The sequence below is a fragment of the Citricoccus sp. NPDC079358 genome, assembly GCF_040702545.1.
Taxonomy (GTDB): Bacteria; Actinomycetota; Actinomycetes; order Actinomycetales; family Micrococcaceae; genus Citricoccus.
Genome location: NZ_JBFBLI010000002.1, coordinates 275,606 through 294,615, shown reverse-complemented (window position 1 = coordinate 294,615; position 19,010 = coordinate 275,606). Strand labels below are relative to the sequence as shown.

Below are 19,010 nucleotides of genomic sequence, written 5' to 3'. Positions count from 1 at the left end.
CGACGAAACGGCTGAGGCCGGGAGACCCCTCAGGGTTTCCCGGCCTCAGCCGTTTCTAGGGCCGCTACCGCGGCTCAAAGGGATCAGTGCGCGTGATCGCCCTTGGAGTATTCGAAGACCCAGCCGACCAGGAAATAGATCCCCACGCCGACGCCGATGAAGGAGATCCAGGCATCGATCGCAAGCCCCAGCACCAGTGCGGCACACGCCAGGCCGAGGCCCAGCGGCCACCAGCTCCACGGAGCGAAGCTGCCGTAGGTGCCGGCGTACTGCGAGATCTCACCATGCTCATCGTCATCCGGGCCCTGACCGAACTTGCGTTCGGTGAGCCACAGGAAGACGGCGACCATCAGAGACAGGCCAGCCACGGCGTAGAGGGCCGGGATGCCAGCCCACTCGGTCCACCGCACCCAGAAGCCGTAGACCGTGGCCACGACGATCAGGAAGACGCCGAGGATCGTGAACAGCTTGACGTTGGTTCTCACTTGGCAGCCGCCTTTTCTCCGAAGACCTCGGGCTCATGCTGCGGGGACGTCGGCAACAGTTCCGGGTGGTGCAAATCCAGTGCCGGACGCTCCGAGCGGATGCGCGGCAAGGAGTGGAAGTTGTGGCGCGGGGGCGGGCAGGACGTGGCCCACTCCAGGGAGCCACCGAAGCCCCAGGGATCGTCCACGGTGATCTTCTTGCCCTTGCGCGCCGTGATGTAGACGTTCCAGAAGAACGGGATCAGGGAGGCACCCAGGACGAACGAGAAGATCGTGGAGAACTGGTTCATCATGGTGAAGCCGTCCTCGACCATGTAGTCGGCGTAACGGCGGGGCATGCCCATGACACCCAGCCAGTGTTGGATGAGGAACGTGCCGTGGAAGCCGATGAACAGCATCCAGAACTGGATCTTGCCCAGGCGCTCGTTAAGCATCTTGCCCGTGAACTTGGGCCACCAGAAGAAGAAGCCCGCGAACATGGCGAACACCACGGTGCCGAAGACGACGTAGTGGAAGTGTGCCACCACGAAGTAGGTGTCGGAGACCTGGAAGTCCAGCGGCGGCGAGGCCAGAATGACACCGGTCAGGCCACCGAACAGGAACGTGACCATGAAGCCGAGGCTCCAGAGCATAGGGGTCTCGAACGTGATCGAGCCCCGCCACATGGTTCCGATCCAGTTGACGAATTTCACGCCCGTCGGAACGGCGATCAGCATGGTCATCAGCGAGAAGAACGGCAGCAGCACGGAGCCGGTGACGTACATGTGGTGTGCCCACACGGTCACGGACAGTGCGGCGATGGACGTGGTGGCGAAGACCAGCGTCTTGTAGCCGAAGATCGGCTTGCGGCTGAAGACCGGGATGATCTCGGAGACGATGCCGAAGAACGGCAACGCGATGATGTAGACCTCGGGGTGGCCGAAGAACCAGAACAGGTGCTGCCACAGGATGGCGCCACCGTTCTCCGGATCGAAGATGTGCCCTCCGAAACGACGGTCCAGGCCCAGTCCGGCCAGTGCCGACGCCAGCGGGGGGAAGGCCATGATCACGAGAATGGCGGTGATCAGGGTGTTCCAGGTGAAGATCGGCATGCGCCACATCGTCATACCCGGAGCGCGCATCGTCAGGATGGTGGTAATGAAGTTGACGCCACCCATGATCGTGCCGAAGCCCTGCAGGAAGAGGCCGAAGACCCAGAGGTCACCGCCCACTCCCGGCGAATACGTGGTATTGGACAGCGGCGCATAGGCGAACCAGCCGAAGGACGCGGCACCCTGCGGGGTGAGGAAGCCGGCCACGGCGATCATGGAACCAAACAGGAAGAACCAGAAGGCCAGGGCGTTCAGCCGCGGGAAGGACACATCCGGTGCACCGATCTGCAACGGCATGATGACGTTGGCAAAGCCGATGAACAGCGGGGTGGCGAACATCAGCAGCATGATCGTGCCGTGCATGGTGAACAGCTGGTTGTACTGCTCCTTGGTCTGCAACAGCTGCATGCCCGGCTCGAAGAGCTCGGCGCGGATCAACAGCGCCATGACGCCGCCGATGCAGAAGAACAGGAAGGAGACGATCAGGTACATGTACCCGATGGTCTTATGGTCTGTACTGGTGATCCAGTTGACGACGATCTTGCCCTTGGACTCCGGCACGACCCGAGGCTGAGCCTCGGCGGCTTCATCCGTGGCGTATTCGTAGGTGGTCATCAATTGTCTCCCTCGCCATTCAGGTCTTCGCCACCGGTCGGGCCACCCGCGTCCTCGCGGGTGGTTCCGTCACCCTGAACCGGGTTCTCCTGATTCCGGGCGCCACCCTCATGCTGGTTCGGGTTGCGGTTGTACTCGTCCCCCACGTGGCCGTCCTCCATCTGGGACAGCTGCGAGATGAATTCCTGCTCGGAGACCACCTCGACGTTGAAGAGCATCTCCGAGTGGTACTCGCCGCAGAGCTCCGCGCATTTGCCCTGGAATCTACCCTCCTCTTGAGGCGTGAGGTACATGTAGTTCGTCTTGCCCGGAATTAGGTCCAGCTTGCGCAGGAACGCGGGGACCCAGAACGAGTGGATGACGTCACGCGACTTCAGCTCGAACTCGACCGGAACGTCGACCGGCAGGTACAGGGTCGGCAGGGTCTCTTCGACACCTTCGGTGCCGTCGAACTGCGCTTGGACGCCCTGGTAGTTCTTCTCTTCGCCCTCGTAGCTGTAGTTGAAGTCCCAGGCCCACTGCTTGCCGTAGATTTCGACGGTCAGCGGCGAATCTTCCACCGGGGTGTCGATCTCACGCTGGACGCGGTCGGTGAAGCCCCACAGGGTCAGCACCATGATGATCGGCACGACGGTGAACAGCGTCTCCATCGGGACGTTGTACGCCATCTGACGCGGGTAGCCCCTGTCATGCTTCCGCCGACGGTAGGCGACCATGCACCAGAGCATCATGCCCCAGGCCGCCATGCCCACGATCAGGGCTGCGATCCAGGAGTTGACCCACAGGTCGGTCACCTGCGCGGTCTGGTTGGTGGTGTCCCGCGATCCGGGCAGGAATCCTCGTTGAACCTGCTCCGAACAACCGGACAGGACCATGGCTGCCATGACGGCAAGCGCTCCCCCCTTCAGGAGACGCCTGCCACGGCTGCCGGCTTGATTCTGCGATCTCACAGACGGCCCTTCCTCTTCAATCTCGAGTGCGAATGCCTCCCGTGGCCGCGCACCGTCCAGACGATGTCTGCATTGGAGCGGCAAAGCCACAGGGGGACCCCTAGGTTTACTACCTACTGTAGAGCTTACCGCCCTGGTCGTCTGCCCTATGACACGCAAAAAAAGTCGGGCATCCGAACCAATTCCTGGCTCGGACGCCCGACGTCGCGTGGTACTGAAGACCTAGTGGAAGGAATCACCGCAGGCACAGGAGCCGCCGGCGTTCGGGTTGTCGATGGTGAAGCCCTGTTTAGAGATGGTGTCCTCGAAATCGATCGAGGCGCCGCTGAGGTACGGCACGCTCATCTTGTCCACGATGACCTCGACGCCGTCGAAGTTTCGCAACGTGTCGCCGTCCAGCACCCGCTCATCGAAGTAGAGCTGGTAGATCAGTCCGGAGCAACCGCCCGGCTGCACGGCGACGCGCAGACGGAGATCGGTGCGGCCCTCCTGCTCGAGCAGGGTGCGCACCTTGGTGGCGGCCACCTCACTCAACTGGACCTCGTGGGCGTCCAGGCCTTCTGCCGACTGGGCAGTCGGGATCTCGATCTCGGTGGATTCTGCGGAAACGCTCATGCTCGCTCCTTCGTCTGCGTGCGTGCTCCCCCGGCTCGGCGACGGGCCGACCGGTGGGGCGGCCCGGAGGCCACTCTCCCCGGTCCCAACACCCGGTCCGGACGGTTCATTCCCGCCGACCGGATCGAGACCTTCGGTGTGTGTCGAGTCTAGGTCAGTGACCGACGGCGGCCAACAGCAGGGCCTCGGCCAGCACGGCGTGTCGGAAGTCGCCCAGGTGCAGGGACTCGTTGGCCGAATGCGCCCGGGAATCCGGGTCCTCAACGCCGGTGATCAGCAGGGTCGCCTCCGGGAACATCTCCACGAGGTCGGCGGTGAACGGGATGGACCCACCCATGCCCGCCTCGACCGGCTCCGTCCCGAAGGCCTCGCGGAGGGCCGCCATCATGGTCCGGGCGGCGGGGGCGGAGGTGTCCGTGGCGAAGGGCTGCCCGGACTCCCCCGGCTCGAAGATGACCTCCGCTCCCAGCAGCGCGGTGGATCGGACCGACTCCACATGGGCGCGCACGGCAGCCATCGCCGTGGCTGGATCCATGCCCGGGCCCAGGCGCAGACTGAACTTCGCACGCGCCTCGGGCTGCAGGGTGTTGGACGCGACGTCGAGCCGGGTCACGTCCGTACCGATGATGCTCAGGGCGGGCTTGTTCCACAGGCGGTCGGCGAGGGGCCCCGTGCCGGCCAGCCGCACGGAGTCCAGCACGGAGGAGTCGGCGCGGTAGTCCGCCTCCGGGTACTCGATCGACGAGTGGTGCTGCTGCTCGAGACCGGCGATGGCCACGTTCCCCTCCTCGTCATGCAGGGTCGCGATCAGGCGCGCCAGCAAGGTCGGGGCGTCGAGCACCGGGCCCCCGAACATGCCGGAGTGGACGGCGTGGTCCAGAACCCGGACGCCGATGGTGCCGTCCACGAGTCCCCGCAACGAGGTGGTCAGGGCCGGGACACCGACCTTCCAGTTGGCGGAGTCGGCCACCACGATGACGTCGGCCGCCAGCTTGTCACGGTGTCGTTCGAGGAAGGTCCGGAAGGTCGGCGATCCGGCTTCCTCCTCGCCCTCGATGAAGAAGGTGACGCCCACGCCCGAGTCGGCGCCGGCGTCGAGCACGGCCCGCAGGGCGGCGAGGTGCACCATGATCCCGGCCTTGTCATCCGCCGCTCCGCGGCCATAGAGCCGGCCGTCCTTCTCCACGGCGGTGAACGGCTCCGTCTGCCAGAGCGCCAGCTCCCCCACCGGCTGGACATCGTGGTGCGCGTAGAGCAGCACGGTCGGCTTCCCCGGTTGTGCCGGACGGCGCGCGACGACGGCCGGTCCCCCCGGGCGTTCCGTGCCGTTCGCCTCCACCAACGTCTCCGTCAGGATCTGCACGTCCTCCAGTCCCAGCGACCGGATGAGTTCGGCGACGGCCTGCGCGGAACGCTCGAGCGGCGTGCGGTCGAAGGAGTCCCAGGCGATCCCGGGAATGGCCACGAGCTCCTTGAGCGTGGCGACGGTCTGGGGCAGTCGCTCCTCCACGGCGGCGGTGATGCGGGCCACCGCCTCCGGATCGAGGGGCAGGGCGGGCGGGGTCTGGGACGTCTCAGGCATGGGACTCAGCCTAGCGAGATGACAGCGGTCACAGCAGTGACTCCGGGAGGTTTCGGCTCCGCCTAGAATGGCTGGGTGTTTGGACGCAAGAAGACCGAGACCCCCGCCCCTGAGTCGGCGCCCGTGATCGAGACCCCCGAGCAGACGGCTGCGCGCCATCAGGCCAAGAAGGGGCCGACGCCGACGCGCGCGGAGCGGGAGGCCGCCCGCCGCCGCCCGCTGGTGCCGGACGATCGCAAGGCGGCCCGCAAGGCGGCCCGCGACGCGGAGACGCTCGAGCGCCAGAAGATGCGCGTGGCCATGGAGACCGGCGATGAGCGGAACATGCCGTTGCGCGACCGTGGCCCGCAGAAGCGCTACGCGCGTGACTGGGTGGACGCCCGCACCGGCGTGGGCGAATGGCTCATGGTGATCGTGCTGGTCTACGTCTTCCTGGCGTTCCTGCCCCAGTCCGATCTGCAGATCTGGCTGACCTTCTCCCTCTGGGCCATCGTGCTGCTGGTGGTGCTGGAGGGCGTCCTCATCTCCTTCCAGCTGAAGAAGCGCCTGGCCGAGAAGTTCGGCGAGGTCGAGCGTGGTGTGCGCTGGTACGGCGTCATGCGGGCCATGCAGCTGCGCAAGCTGCGCCTGCCCAAGCCGCAGACCAAGCGCGGTCACTTCCCCGACTGATCCACTCCGGACGGTTGCCGGGGCCCGGCCGATGGCCTCCGGAGCGCGGCTACCGGGCCAGCTCCCGGTTGATCCGGGCGGCCCAGAACGGTCCCTCGTAGAGGAACGCGGTGTAGCCCTGCACCAGGTCCGCCCCGAGCTCGAGCCGCTCACGGACGTCCGCCCCGCTGGTGACACCACCCACGGAGATCAGGGCCACCGAGTCCGGCAGCGCGCCGCGCAGCCGGGTCAGCACCTCCAACGACCGTGCCCTCAGCGGAGCCCCTGACAGGCCCCCAGCGCCCATGGCCTCCACGTCCGCAGCGGACGTGACCAGCCCGTCTCGGGAGATCGTCGTGTTCGTGGCGATGATCCCGTCCAGGCCGAGCTCCACGGTCATCGCGGCGACGGAGTCCACGTCGTCGTCTGCCAGATCGGGGGCGATCTTCACGGCCAGCGGCACGTGACGGCCCGTGGTCCGGTCCGCCTCCCGGCGCACCGCCGCCAAGAGCGGAGCCAAGGCCTCGATGTCCTGCAGCTGGCGCAGTCCCGGCGTGTTGGGTGAGGACACGTTGACCACGAGATAGTCGGCATGGACGGCCAGTGCCGCGGTGGAGGCCAGGTAGTCCTGCGTCGCGTCCTCGAGGGCCACCGCCTTGGTCTTGCCGATGTTCACCCCGAGCACCGGACGACGCCGGCCGAAACGCCGGGTCAGCGTCTGCCGGGTGGCCTTCAGCCGAGGGGCCACGGCGCGTGCACCGTCGTTGTTGAATCCCATCCGGTTGATGAGCGCCTGGTCCTCGACCAGGCGGAACAGCCGCGGCGCGGGATTGCCCGGTTGTGCCTCACCGGTGATGGTGCCGACCTCGATATGCCCGAAGCCGAGGTCGGCCAGGGCCGCCGTGCCCACGCCCTGCTTGTCGAAGCCCGCCGCGAGCCCGAACGGCGAGGGGAAGTCCAGGCCCATCACCCGGGTCGTCAGCGCCTTCGCCGGCCGCGTGGCCCGGCGCAGGGCCGCCGAGGCACCGGTGGACTCCGCCGCGCGGATCATCGAGAAGCCCACGTGGTGCGCCTTCTCGGCATCCATGCCCTTGAAGAACGTGTTGAAGAAGGCGGGATAGAGGCGGGCCTCGCGCGGCAGAGCAGTCATGCACTTATGGAACCACGATTCCGGTGCTGGTCCGGCCCACGTTTCGGCCCTAGCATGGCGTTGATATGAGCGCCACCGACCAGCCGTCCGGGGACACCCCCTTCTCCCCCTCCACGGAGGCCACGCTCCTGACCGATTCCCCGCCGGGGGTGTGGGTTCCGGACCTGCTGGAGGGCTTCGAGCGACTGACGATCCCCCTCGAGGTGGACGAGGAGGGCCCCAATGCGGCGACCCTGGTCCGGACGGCTCGCAGCCCTGCCTCCCTTCCGGTCCGCACTCCGGCTCGCGTGCCGACGGGTGCCGGCCCAGTCGAGCCAGGCAGCGCACCGGGCGAGCCGGGCGCTGACGGCGCCCAGCCGACGTCGCGCATTCCGGTGTTGTACGTCCACGGCTGGTCGGACTACTTCTACAACGCGCCGCTCGCCGGCCACTTCGAGGAGCGTGGCTACGCCTTCCACGCGTTGGACCTGCGCAAGTACGGCCGCTCCTTGCGGCCGGGGCAGACGCCGGGGTGGGCGGACAGCCTCGAGGTGTATGACGACGAGATCGGCCAGGCCCTGCGGGTCATCGGCCGCGAACATCCGCGGCCCCCCGTGCTGATGGGCCATTCCACCGGCGGGCTCATCCTCTCACTGTGGGCGTCCCGGCACCCCGGCCGGGCGCGGGCGCTCGTGCTGAACAGTCCGTGGCTGGAGATGCAGGGCTCCGCGCTGGTCCGCCACATGGCCACCGCCGTCCTGGACCCGGTGGTGCGGCTGCAGCCGAAGAACTTCCTCAAGCTGCCCCGGGTGGACCACTACTGGCGCACGGTGTCCTCCGCCGCCGACGGCGATTGGGACCTGCACCCGCTGTGGCGTCCGCAGTACGCCTTCGAGGTACCCGGTGGCTGGCTGAAGGCGGTCATGACGGGCCACGCCGCCGTGGCCGACGGGCTGGGCCTGACGGAGCCGGTCTACGTGATGCTCTCGGACCGCACGGTCTTCGCGGCGGGGTGGCGCCAGGACATGACGGCCGCGGACATCGTGCTGGACGTGGAGATCCTGGCCCAGCGCGCCACCCGGCTCGGCCGGCACGTCACGGTCGTCCGGCACACCGGTGCCCTGCATGACGTGATGGCGTCACCGCAGGCCATCCGGCGTGACGCCGCCCGCGAGATGTTCCGCTGGCTGGGGACCTACGCGGGCCCCGCCTGATCCACGGCGCCCCCGTACCGGCGGTCGCGGCGGGCATAGACCTCGACCGCGTCCCACAGGGTGGTGCGGTCGACGTCCGGCCACAGTGTGTCCAGGAAGACGAGTTCGGCGTAGGCCGACTGCCAGAGCAGGAAGTTGGACAGCCGCTGCTCGCCGGAGGTGCGCACGAACAGGTCCACGTCCGGAACGTCGGGCTCGTCCAGGTGTCGGGCGATCGTCTCCTCGCGGATCCCGGAGGACGTCAGCCGGCCCGCCTCGACCTCGCGGGCGATGGCCTGGACGGCATCGGTGATCTCGGCGCGGGACCCGTAGTTCACGCACATGGTCAGGTTGCACCGGGTGTTGCCGCGGGTCTGCTCCTCGGCGATCTCCAGCTCCTTGACCACGGAGGTCCACAGCCGGGGGCGGCGGCCGTTCCAGCGGATCCGGACGCCCCACGCATCGAGGGTGTCCCGCTGGCGGCGCAACACGTCCCGGGAGAAGCCCATGAGGAAGCGGACCTCTTCCGGGGACCGCTTCCAATTCTCGGTGGAGAACGCGTAGACGGAGACGTGTTCGATCCCCAGCTGCACGGCTCCGGCCATCACGTCCAGCAGGGCGGCTTCTCCGGCCCGGTGGCCCTCGGTGCGCGGCAGTCCGCGTTGGTTGGCCCACCGCCCGTTGCCGTCCATGACGATGGCCACGTGGCGTGGGATGAACCGTGGGTCCATCTGCGGCGGCCGAGCCCCCGACGGGTGTGGATACGGTTCGGCGAGGGCAGGCCGGCGGGCAGAGGGGCGGGAGGGCATGTACTCGGTCCTCGGGTTCAGGGGCTCTGGTCCATGACGGACAGGGACTTCAGGTGGCGCTCCAGGTGGAACTGGAGGTACCCGGCCACGATACCGGCCGCCTCCCGGCGCGCCTGGTCCGGCGCGGCGTCGGCGACCTCCCAGCGGCCCGACTGCAGGGCGGCGAGCAGTTCCACGGTGGCCGGAGCCGGCGTGGCCGAGCCGGGCGGGCGGCAGTCATCGCAGACGCTGCCGCCGAGGGTGACGTTCACGGAACGGTGGGGCCCGGGCGTTCCGCACTTGGAGCAGGCGGTGAAGCTGGCGGCCCAGCCGGCGGTGGCCAGGGACCGCAGCAGGTAGGAGTGCAGCAACAACCGGGGGGCGTGGGTACCGCGGGCGAGGGCCGCCAGCGCCCCGTGGAGCAGCCGGTATTGGCTGGGCGCCTCCGCCCCATGACCGTGCCCGCCCACCTCACCGATGTCACTCTCGGTCAGCCGCTCGGCGGTCTCGACCATGGCGGAGGCGGCCGAGTAGGCGTCGTAGTCCTGGGCGATCCACTGACCGTAGGGAGTGACGGACTCGGCCTGGGTGATGATGTCCAGGTTCCGTCCGCGCACGAGCTGCAGCCGGGAGAGCATGAAGGGTTCCAGGGTGGCGCCGAACTTGGAGGTGGTCCGGCGGACCCCCTTGGCCACGGCCCGGATCTGGCCGTGGCCGGGGGTCAGCAACACGATGATGCGGTCGGCCTCACCGAGTTTGTAGGTGCGCAGGACCAGGGCGTGCGTGCGGTAGCTGTTCGCCGCGTAGCCCGCACCTCCCCGCCCCGATGCGCGTCCACCCGAACCGGACACTAGGCCCGGGTGTCCGTCCCGACCCCCACACCAGCCACGGACTGAGCCAATTCCTCATCGTCCCGGAGGGCACGGTTGACGGCGGAGACGACCGCCTTCAACGAGGCCATGGTGGTGTTGTAGTCCAGACCGGCGCCCCAGAGGACCCGGTCCCCCACTGCGCACTCCACGTAGGCGGCGGCCATCGCCGATCCGCCCTCGGACAGCGCGTGCTCGGAGTAGTCCAGCACCCGGATGTCCAGGCCATCGTCGGCGAAGATCTTCACGAGGGCGGCGATCGGACCGTTGGCGGTGACGGTGCGCTCACGCTTCTCACCATCCACCTCCGCCTCGGCGGTCATGGTGAAGCTGCCGTCCTCCTCCGTCTTCGAACTGACGAAGCCGAGGCGGTACCGGCCCCAGCGGGAGGTGTGGTCAGCGTCGGACTCGGCCGGCAGGTACTCGTCCTGGAAGACCTGCCACAGCTGGTCACCGGTGACCTCCCCGCCCTGGGAGTCGGCCATGTTCTGGATGACGTGGGAGAACTCGATCTGGGCGCGGCGCGGCAGGTCGAGGTTGTGCTCGCTCTTGAGCAGGTAGGCCACGCCGCCCTTGCCGGACTGCGAGTTCACCCGGATGACGGCCTCATAGGAGCGGCCGATGTCCTGCGGATCGATCGGCAGGTAGGGGACGCCCCACGGGATGCCGTCCCGGTCGGTGCCGGCCTCCGCGGCATCCGCGTCCATGAACTCGAAGCCCTTCTTGATGGCGTCCTGATGGGAGCCGGAGAAGGCGGTGAAGACGAGATCTCCCCCGTAGGGCACGCGCTCCGCGACCTGCAGCTGGTTGCAGTACTCCACGGTGCGGCGGATCTCATCCATGTTGGAGAAGTCGATCATCGGGTCGATCCCCTGGCTGTACAGGTTCATGCCCAGGGTCACCAGGTCCACGTTGCCCGTGCGCTCCCCGTTTCCGAACAGGCAGCCCTCGATCCGGTCCGCTCCGGCCATGTAGCCCAGCTCGGCAGCGGCCACGCCCGTGCCACGGTCGTTGTGGGGGTGCAGCGAGAGGATGATGCCGCTGCGGTTCTCCAGGTTGCGGTGCATCCACTCGATGGAGTCCGCATAGACGTTCGGGGTGGCCATCTCCACGGTCGCGGGCAGGTTCAGGATCATCTGGCGGTCCGTGGAGGCCTCGAGGATCTCACCGACCGCGTTGGAGATGCGGGCGGCGAACTCCAGCTCGGTGCCGGTGAAGGACTCCGGCGAGTACTCGTACACGATCTCCGTGCCCGTCATCTGCTCCTCGTACTTCCGGCACAGGCGGGCACCGGTGGTGGCGATGTCCACGATGCCGTCCATGTCCTCGCGGAACACGACGCGCCGCTGGAGCACCGAGGTGGAGTTGTACAGGTGCACGATGGCCCGGTGGCAGCCTTCAAGGGCCTGGTAGGTGCGCTCGATGAGGTGCTCACGGGACTGGGTGAGCACCTGGATGGTGACGTCCTCGGGGATGCGGTCCTCGGTGATCAGCTGCCGCACGAAGTCGAAATCGGTCTGGGAGGCGGAGGGGAAGCCGACCTCGATCTCCTTGTAGCCCATGGAGACGAGCAGTTCGAACATCCGCATCTTGCGGTCCGGGCCCATGGGGTCGATGAGGGCCTGGTTGCCGTCCCGCAGGTCCACCGCGCACCACCGGGGTGCCTGGGTGATGACCTGGTCCGGCCAGGTGCGGTCCGGCAGGTGGACCTCGATCTGGTCCTGGAAGGGGGTGTACTTCTGGAACTTCATCCCGGAGGGCTTCTGGAAGTTGCGCATGGGGCTGGACGCCTGCCTTTCGTGAAACCCGGTGCGTGCACCGGAGGGGTCTGGCTGCTGGAAGGACCGTGGAGCTACCTCCGCAACGGGGTTCCGGCCCGGCCAGGGTGCGATGTCCCCGGTGCGTCAGAGCGTGGCGGGCGCCACGACCGACGGCTCAGCCCCGTTGCGGCGGCGTAGTAGCAGCCCCTCAACGGTGTCCGGGGTGATCCCGGCGAGGTCCAGTCGGTCGAACATGATTTCAGCCTAGCACCGCGCGGACCGACGGGATCAAAACCCGAGCCGGCCCAGCTGCTTGGGGTCGCGCTGCCATTCCTTGGCCACCTTCACCCGCAGGTCCAGGTACACGGCGGTCCCGAGCAGTTTCTCGATGGAGCCCCTCGCCTGGGAGCCGATGGCCTTGAGACGGGAGCCGCCCTTGCCGATGATGATGGCCTTCTGGCTGTCCCGCTCCACGAACACGTTGGCGTGGATGTCCAGCAGCGGGCGGTCCGCGGGCCGTCCCTCGCGGGGGTTCATCTCATCGACCACCACGGCCACCGAGTGCGGCAGCTCGTCCCGCACGCCCTCCAGGGCCGCCTCGCGGATCAGCTCGGCCACCATGGTCAGCTCGGGCTCGTCGGTGAGCTCGCCGTCCGGATACAGCGGTGGGGACAACGGCAGCCTTTCGGCCAGGACCTGGGCCACGTCCTCCACCTGGTGGCCGCGGACGGCGGAGACGGGCACGACGGCGGCGAAACCGGCCCCGTGGTTCTCCGGCCCGAGCACCTCGTCACCGAGGGCGGTGACGGCGAGCAGCTGGGCGGCGATCGCGTCCGGCTTCACCTTGTCCGTCTTGGTCACCAGGGCGACCACGGGCTTGCGGTTGAGCAGCGCCAGCTGACTGGCGATGTAGCGGTCACCCGGGCCGATCTTCTCGTCCGCCGGGATGCAGAAGCCGACCGCGTCCACCTCTCCGAGGGTTTGGGTGACGAGGTCATTGAGCCGCTGACCCAGCAGGGTCCGGGGACGGTGCAGCCCGGGGGTGTCCACGAGGACCAGCTGGAAGCCCTCACGGTGCACGATCCCGCGGATGGTGTGCCGGGTGGTCTGCGGTTTGGAGGAGGTGATGGCGACCTTCTCCCCCACCAGGGCGTTGGTCAGGGTGGACTTGCCGGCGTTGGGCCGGCCCACCAGGGAGACGAAGCCGGCGCGGAAGTCCTCCGGGGCGTTGCTGGGGTCGAACAGGGTCGTCATGGGGTCTCCCGGGAGGCTGGGGTGGATGCCGAGGCGGCGTCGCGATCGGTCAGGTGGGCTGGCAGCAGGTCGGTGCCGGGCCGGCGTCGGGCATGGCCGCCGTCCCGCGGGGACTCCCGCACCACCAGGCGCGCCACGCGGTTGCGCCGGCCCTGCAGGGACTCGGCCGTCAGCTCGATGCCCTGGACGGCCACGTGGGAGCCCTGGATGGGGACGCGGCCCAGCGTCTTGGCGAGCAGGCCGCCGACGGTGTCCACGTCCTCCTCGTCGTCCAGGTCCATGCCGAACAGCTCGGCGAAGTCGTCGATGCCCATGCGGGCGTCCACGCTGAACGAGCCATCCTCGAGGGGTTCGACCTCGGGACGGTCCTGGCGGTCGTACTCGTCCGAGATCTCGCCGACGATCTCCTCGATGAGGTCCTCCAGCGTCACGAGACCGGCGGTGCCGCCGTACTCGTCCACCACGACGGCGATGTGGGTGGACTCGCGCTGGAGCTCCTGCAACAGCACGGACACCGGCTTGGACTCGGGGACGAAGCGCACGTCCCGGGCCACGGCGTCCACGGGGCTGGCCGGATCCGCCGCGCCGTCCCCCAGGCCACGGTGCAGCGCCCGGGCCACGTCCTTGAGGTAGACCATGCCGAAGACCTCGTCCGCGTTGTCCCCGATGAGCGGGATGCGGGAGCAGCCGGAGCGCAGGAACAGGTTCATCGCGTCTTCCAAGGTGGTCCCGGTCTCGACGGTGACGACGTCGGTGCGCGGCACCATCACGGCGCGCACCAGGGTGTCCCCCATGTCGAAGACGGAGCGGATGAGCTCGGCCTCGGCATCCTCCAGGACGTCGGCGTCGTTGGCCCGCGCGACGAATTCGCGGAAGTGGCGCTCCTCGATCTCGGCGGCCTCCTCCTCCTCGTCCTCCGATCTGGGGCCGGGTGCCGCCACGCGGGCCGGCAGCGAGCCGAGCAGGGAGGTGAGGAAACGGACCAGGCCCGCGGTGCGCTGGGCGGCCGCGACGTCATGCTTGGTCCCCACCTGGCGCGGCGAGAGCACGGTCAGCAGCAGGGCGACCAGCCCCATCAGCAGGAGGGATAGCAGGGCGGTGATCCAGATGGTCCCCGTGAGGGAGTGGATGAACAGGGTGCCGGCCACGGCGGCAGTGGTCTCCGCGAACAGCCGCCAGAACCGCAGGGCGTGCAGGTGTTCCGGCAAGCGGGCCATGACCGTGAGGATCGGGCTGCGCGGGCGGCGCATCGCGATCCCCTCGGCCTCCTTGCGGGACAGGTAGCCCAAGGACCCCTCGGCGACACCGAGGATCCAGGACAGGAACAGCAATGCGGCCAGCAGGACCGCCAGGATGAGCGAGGTGAGCATCAGGCTTCGGTGGGGTCGGGGGCCGGGCGGCCGAGGAAGTCGCTGAGCAGCTGACGCTGGAGGGCGAACATCTCGGCCTTCTCCTCGGGCTCCTCATGGTCGAATCCGAGCAGGTGGAGCACGCCGTGGACCAGCAGCAGCAGGACCTCGTCCGCGGCGGAGTGCCCGCCGCGGGCGGCCTGGACGGCGGCGACCTGCGGGCAGATCACGACGTCGCCCAGCAGCCCCTCCGGGCCCGGGTCCTCGGCGGTGCCCGGTCGGAGCTCGTCCATGGGGAAGCTCATGACATCCGTGGCGTCCGGAAGGTCCATCCACTCCAGGTGGAGCTGTTCCATGGCGGCCTCGTCCACGCACACCACGGAGAGTTCCGCTCCCGGATGGACGTGCAGCGACTCCAGGACGGAACGGGACAGGGCGAGCAGCGACTCCTCGTCGACCTCAGTACCGGACTCGTTGACGATCTCAATGGCCATCGGTGTTCCCCCCGGCGTTCTCGTAGGCGTCCACGATCCGGCTCACGAGGCGGTGGCGGACCACATCCGCGGACTGCAGCCGGATGACGGCGATGTCCTGCACGCCCTCCAGGATGGAGACGGACTGGGCCAGGCCCGAATGGGTCCCCCGCGGGAGGTCGACCTGGCTGGTGTCCCCGGTGATGACCATGTGCGAGCCGAAGCCGAGGCGCGTCAGGAACATCTTCATCTGCTCGACCGTGGTGTTCTGGGCCTCGTCGAGGATGATGAACGCATCATTGAGCGTGCGTCCGCGCATGTAGGCCAGGGGCGCCACCTCGATCGTCCCGTCCGCCATGAGCCGCGGGATGGACTCGGGTTCGACCATGTCATGCAAGGCGTCATAGAGCGGCCGCAGGTAGGGGTCGATCTTCTCGCTGAGTGAGCCCGGCAGGTAGCCCAGCCGCTCCCCCGCCTCGACCGCCGGCCGGGTGAGGATGATCCGGTTGACCTCCTTGGCCTGCAACGCCTGCACGGCCTTGGCCATGGCCAGGTAAGTCTTTCCGGTGCCGGCGGGACCAAGTCCGAAGGTGATGGTGTTCTGGTCGATGCTCTCCACGTAGTGCTGCTGGTTCGCCGTCTTGGGCCTGATCTGGCGGCCCCGGCTGGAGAGGATCGAGGCGGAGAGCAGTCCGGATGCCTGTGCTCCGGAGCCACCCCGCACCAGGCTGGTCACCTGTTCGATGACCTCCGGGGTGATCGAGGTACCGCGCCGGGCCAGGCCGTGCAGGTCCTCGATCACCTGGCGCGCCTGCTGCACCTCCGGTGCGGGGCCTTCCACGTCCAGGTCCTCACCGCGCACGGAGACGGTCAGATCCGGATAGAGGCCGTCAAGGATCCGCAGCAACAGGTCCTGCGGCCCGAAGGTCCGCACCATGGTCTCCGACGAGGCGAAGGTGATGGTGATGTGGTCACGTTCCGTGGAAAGACTCAAGGGAGGTGCTTCAGCTCCTGGCTGGTGGGACATCTGGTGGGACAAACAGTGAGACGGGTGGACTACGAGGCCAGTCTACGTGCGCGGCCCGAACCGTCCCAGCAGCTGCTGGAGGACGGCGACGGCGGCCGGACCGGCGGTGGAGGACCGGAGCACATGGTGCCCCAACAGCACGGGCCGCCCCCCGGCCTCGGTCAGGGCCGCGGTCTCGGCCGGACTGATGCCACCTTCGGGGCCGACCACCAGCACGATCCGTTCCACGGCGTCGGCGGCCAGCACGCCGGCCTCGCTGACGGCTTCTCCCAACGACTGCCGTGCGTCCTCGTGCAGGACGAGCACCAGGGAACCGGGGCCACAGACCGAGGCGACCCCGACGCCGTCGAGCATCTGCTCCGTGCGGGGCACCCGGCTGCGGCGTGCCTGTTTCGCAGCCGAGAGCAGGGCCGCCTCCCACTTGCTCAGCGCTTTGGCGGTCTTGTCGGTCTTCCCGGACTTCCACCGCACGATGGAACGCTCGGCCTGCCAGGGGTACACGGCATCGAGGCCCAACTCCGTGGCCGTCTGGATGGCCAGCAGGTCGCGGTCACCCTTGGCGAGGGCCTGGACGAGCACGAGTTCGGGGTGCGGCGCCGGCTCGTCGTGGACCGACTCGGCGGTGACCTCCAACCGGTCGGGTGCCGCGGAGTGCACGGTGCCGCTCACGCGCCGGCCGGAACCATCCGCCACGTCCACGCGCTCCCCCGGGGACAGCCGCATGACCTGGACCGCATGCCGGGCCTCGGCACCCGAGACCACGACCGTGGCCCCCGCCGTGGCGGGGGCCAGCTCGCCGTCACCGACGTAGAAAAGGGGATTGCTCACAGATTCTTGAGGTTGTCCCGGAACTTGGAGAACAGCCCGCGGTGCTCCGTGGTGCCGTGCACCAGGTCTTCGCCGCGCAGGCTGGCCAGCTGCTCCAGCAGGGCACGCTGCTCGTCGTCGAGCTTGGTGGGGGTCTCCACCCGCAGGGTGACCTTGAGATCGCCTCGGCCGGAGCTACGCAACCGCCCGACGCCCAGCCCCTTGAGGGTCTGCACCTCTCCGGACTGGGTACCGGCCTTCACCGGCACCTCCTTCTCACCGTCGAAGGTGTCCAGGGTGAGCGTGGTGCCCAGGGCGGCGGCGGCCATCGGCACGCTCATCGTCGCCAGCAGGTGGTCACCGTCCCGGACGAACACCTCGTGCTGACGCACCTCGATCTCCACGTAGAGATCGGCGTTCGGCCCGCCACCGGGGCCGGCCTCGCCCCGGCCGGCGAGCTGGATCCGGGTGCCCGTGGCCACACCGGCGGGGATCTTGATGGTCAGTGAGGTGCGCTCACGGATGCGTCCCTGCCCGGAGCACTCGCGGCACGGATCCGGGATGACGGTCCCGAAGCCCTGGCACGCCGAGCAGGTCTCGGCAGCCATGACGGTGCCGAGGATGGAGCGGACCGGCCGGCGGATGGCGCCCTGGCCGTTGCAGATGGTGCAGGTCTCCGGGTGCGTGCCCGGCTGGCTGCAGCTGCCGTCACACGTGGGGCACACCACGGCGGTGTCCACCTCGAGGGTCTTCTCGGTGCCGAAGACCGCGTCACTGAGGTCGAGCTTGGCCGTGATGAGGGCGTCCTGTCCCCGCCGCGCACGGCTGGCGGGACCACCGCCCCGGCCACCGCCCATGCCGCCGGAGCCGCCACCGCCGAAGAACGTCTCGAAGATGTCCTGGAAGCCACCGAAATCGGCGCCGCCGAAGCCGCCGCCCATGCCGCCGGTGCCGTTCTCATGGCCCGTGGCGTCATAGTTGCGGCGCTTCTCCTGGTCCGAGAGGACCTCGTAGGCGCGCGTGACGTTCTTGAACTCCTCGGAGGCGTCGGGCGCCGGGTTCACGTCGGGATGGAGCTTGCGGGCCAACTTGCGGTAGGCGCGCTTGATCTCCTCGGCGGAGGCGTCCCGGCCTACGCCGAGCACCTCGTAATGGTCAGCCACGGTCTGCGGTGTTCCTTCCGGTGGTGGGGTGGTGGAGGTTGGTCCTGGCCGCTACTGCGACAGGATCCGGGACAGGTACCGGGCGATCGCCCGCACGGCGGTCATGGTGCCCGGGTAGTCCATGCGGGTGGGACCCACGACGCCGAGTTTGGCGCCGGAGCCGGGGCCGTAGCCTGCGGCGACGACGGACGCCTCGGACAGGGAGCCGGTGTTCTCGGACCCGATGCGCACACTGAGGCCACGCACATCCTGCTCCATCTCGGTCAGCAGGCGCAACAACACGACCTGCTCCTCGAGGGCTTCCAGGATGGGACCGATCGAGAACGGGAAGTCCCCGGTCGAGCGTGCCAGGTTGGCGGTGCCGGCCATGATGATCCGGTCCTCCCGGCGTGCCGCGAACATCTGGTCCAGCTGAGCGGCGATGGCCAGGGCGAGGTCCCGGTCCTCCGCCGGCACCTCGGCCAGCGCGAGCCGGAGTCCCTCGGCGGCCTGGATCGGCGTCAGCCCGTCCAGGTACCGCAAGAACTGCTGCTTCAGGACCCTCAGGGACGTCTCGTTGGCCTCGACGTCGAGGCCGAAGGCCCGCTGGTCCACCTGTCCGGTGGACAGGATCACGACGACGAGGGCCCGTCGGGGCGCCAGGAAGACGAACTCGATGTGCCGGATGGTGGAGGAGTCCACATGGGGGTACTGCAGCACGGCCACCTGATTCGTGAGCTGCGCGAGCAGCCGCACGGTGCGGGCCATCATCTCGTTGAAGTCACCGTTGGCGTCCAGCAGGGTCTGCACCGCGCGCTTCTCCGCGGCGGACAGCGGCTTCACCTCGGAGATCTGGTCCACGAAGATCCGGTAACCCTTGTCCGTGGGGATGCGCCCGGAGGAGGTGTGGGGGGCCACGATGAGCCCCTCCTCCTCGAGGGCGGCCATGTCATTGCGGACGGTGGCCGAGGACACGCCCAACTGGTGGCGGTCCACCAGGGCCTTGGAGCCGACGGGCTCGCGGGAGGACACATAGTCCTCCACGATGGCCTGCAGCACCTGCATGCGGCGCGGCTGTTCGCTCATCGGTTCCTCCTGCCTGTCTTCCGGCTTAGCACTCGACGCTTTGAAGTGCCAAGTCTAGACCGTGTGTCCAATCGAGGTACCACTTCCCCTTGCCGGGGACTGTGTCCCTGGCGGCTGCCTCCCCGTGCCGACCGCGAGCCGCGCGAG

18 protein-coding genes are annotated in these 19,010 nt (G+C 68.4%); 2 read left to right on the top strand and 16 right to left on the bottom strand.

Translation table 11 applies throughout. The annotated features are described in order from the left end of the window. Positions 1-83: 83 nt before the first annotated feature. The 5 genes from AB0333_RS03725 to AB0333_RS03705 all read right to left on the bottom strand — a co-directional run bounded on the left by AB0333_RS03725 (position 84) and on the right by AB0333_RS03705 (position 5,338). Positions 84-485: a cytochrome c oxidase subunit 4 gene (locus tag AB0333_RS03725; RefSeq protein ID WP_366217392.1), complete on the bottom strand. Its 402-nt coding sequence runs from the start codon at positions 483-485 to the stop codon at positions 84-86. Further along, on the bottom strand, positions 482-2,191 hold the full coding sequence (gene ctaD / locus AB0333_RS03720; protein WP_366217391.1) for a cytochrome c oxidase subunit I: 1,710 nt from the start codon (positions 2,189-2,191) through the stop codon (positions 482-484). Before ctaD ends, AB0333_RS03725 begins: the two co-directional genes overlap by 4 nt. After that, a complete protein-coding gene (gene coxB, locus AB0333_RS03715) occupies positions 2,191-3,066 on the bottom strand; it encodes a cytochrome c oxidase subunit II (protein ID WP_366217567.1) in 876 nt (291 codons plus the stop codon). Before coxB ends, ctaD begins: the two co-directional genes overlap by 1 nt. Before the next feature lie 297 nt (positions 3,067-3,363). Then, positions 3,364-3,756 (bottom strand): iron-sulfur cluster assembly accessory protein, encoded by a 393-nt coding sequence (locus AB0333_RS03710; protein ID WP_366217390.1) that lies wholly within the window; start codon positions 3,754-3,756, stop codon positions 3,364-3,366. Between the two features lie 154 nt (positions 3,757-3,910). Then, the gene (locus AB0333_RS03705) at positions 3,911-5,338 is read right to left on the bottom strand and encodes a dipeptidase (protein WP_366217389.1); all 1,428 of its coding nucleotides are present in this window, start codon (positions 5,336-5,338) and stop codon (positions 3,911-3,913) included. Positions 5,339-5,413: 75 nt separating this feature from the next. Here AB0333_RS03705 and AB0333_RS03700 point away from each other — a divergent pair, with 75 nt between their 5' ends. Next, positions 5,414-6,007, top strand: a complete 594-nt coding sequence (locus AB0333_RS03700; RefSeq protein WP_366217388.1) for a DUF3043 domain-containing protein — start codon at positions 5,414-5,416, stop codon at positions 6,005-6,007. A gap of 49 nt (positions 6,008-6,056) precedes the next feature. Here the strand turns inward: AB0333_RS03700 and AB0333_RS03695 are convergent, their stop codons facing one another. Further along, positions 6,057-7,136 (bottom strand): quinone-dependent dihydroorotate dehydrogenase, encoded by a 1,080-nt coding sequence (locus AB0333_RS03695; RefSeq protein WP_366217387.1) that lies wholly within the window; start codon positions 7,134-7,136, stop codon positions 6,057-6,059. Positions 7,137-7,201: 65 nt separating this feature from the next. On the opposite strand from AB0333_RS03695, the gene AB0333_RS03690 reads away from it, so the two are divergent. Next, positions 7,202-8,329, top strand: a complete 1,128-nt coding sequence (locus tag AB0333_RS03690) for an alpha/beta hydrolase (RefSeq protein ID WP_366217386.1) — start codon at positions 7,202-7,204, stop codon at positions 8,327-8,329. Here the strand turns inward: AB0333_RS03690 and AB0333_RS03685 are convergent. The 10 genes from AB0333_RS03685 to hrcA all read right to left on the bottom strand — a co-directional run bounded on the left by AB0333_RS03685 (position 8,311) and on the right by hrcA (position 18,863). Beyond that, positions 8,311-9,117 (bottom strand): isoprenyl transferase, encoded by an 807-nt coding sequence (locus tag AB0333_RS03685; protein WP_366217385.1) that lies wholly within the window; start codon positions 9,115-9,117, stop codon positions 8,311-8,313. The genes AB0333_RS03690 and AB0333_RS03685 overlap by 19 nt on opposite strands. 17 nt (positions 9,118-9,134) lie before the next feature. Then, entirely contained in the window at positions 9,135-9,947 is an 813-nt protein-coding gene (gene recO / locus AB0333_RS03680; protein WP_366217384.1) for a DNA repair protein RecO, read from the bottom strand. Beyond that, complete coding sequence (gene leuA / locus AB0333_RS03675; RefSeq protein WP_366217383.1) at positions 9,947-11,743, bottom strand: 2-isopropylmalate synthase; 1,797 nt, start codon at positions 11,741-11,743, stop codon at positions 9,947-9,949. The genes recO and leuA overlap by 1 nt, the downstream gene beginning before the upstream one ends. A 270-nt stretch (positions 11,744-12,013) precedes the next feature. Next, positions 12,014-12,979, bottom strand: a complete 966-nt coding sequence (gene era, locus AB0333_RS03670; RefSeq protein ID WP_366217382.1) for a GTPase Era — start codon at positions 12,977-12,979, stop codon at positions 12,014-12,016. Then, positions 12,976-14,349, bottom strand: a complete 1,374-nt coding sequence (locus AB0333_RS03665; RefSeq protein ID WP_366217381.1) for a hemolysin family protein — start codon at positions 14,347-14,349, stop codon at positions 12,976-12,978. The genes era and AB0333_RS03665 overlap by 4 nt, the downstream gene beginning before the upstream one ends. Beyond that, entirely contained in the window at positions 14,349-14,822 is a 474-nt protein-coding gene (gene ybeY, locus AB0333_RS03660; RefSeq protein WP_366217380.1) for an rRNA maturation RNase YbeY, read from the bottom strand. The genes AB0333_RS03665 and ybeY overlap by 1 nt, the downstream gene beginning before the upstream one ends. Further along, positions 14,812-15,738 carry a PhoH family protein gene (locus tag AB0333_RS03655; protein ID WP_366217566.1) on the bottom strand — a complete coding sequence of 309 codons (927 nt, stop codon included), beginning with the start codon at positions 15,736-15,738 and terminating at the stop codon, positions 14,812-14,814. The genes ybeY and AB0333_RS03655 overlap by 11 nt, the downstream gene beginning before the upstream one ends. 132 nt (positions 15,739-15,870) lie before the next feature. Then, complete coding sequence (locus AB0333_RS03650; protein WP_366217379.1) at positions 15,871-16,656, bottom strand: 16S rRNA (uracil(1498)-N(3))-methyltransferase; 786 nt, start codon at positions 16,654-16,656, stop codon at positions 15,871-15,873. After that, positions 16,653-17,798, bottom strand: a complete 1,146-nt coding sequence (gene dnaJ, locus AB0333_RS03645; RefSeq protein ID WP_366217378.1) for a molecular chaperone DnaJ — start codon at positions 17,796-17,798, stop codon at positions 16,653-16,655. The genes AB0333_RS03650 and dnaJ overlap by 4 nt, the downstream gene beginning before the upstream one ends. A 51-nt stretch (positions 17,799-17,849) precedes the next feature. Further along, positions 17,850-18,863: a heat-inducible transcriptional repressor HrcA gene (gene hrcA, locus AB0333_RS03640; RefSeq protein WP_366217377.1), complete on the bottom strand. Its 1,014-nt coding sequence runs from the start codon at positions 18,861-18,863 to the stop codon at positions 17,850-17,852. Positions 18,864-19,010 lie beyond the last annotated feature (147 nt).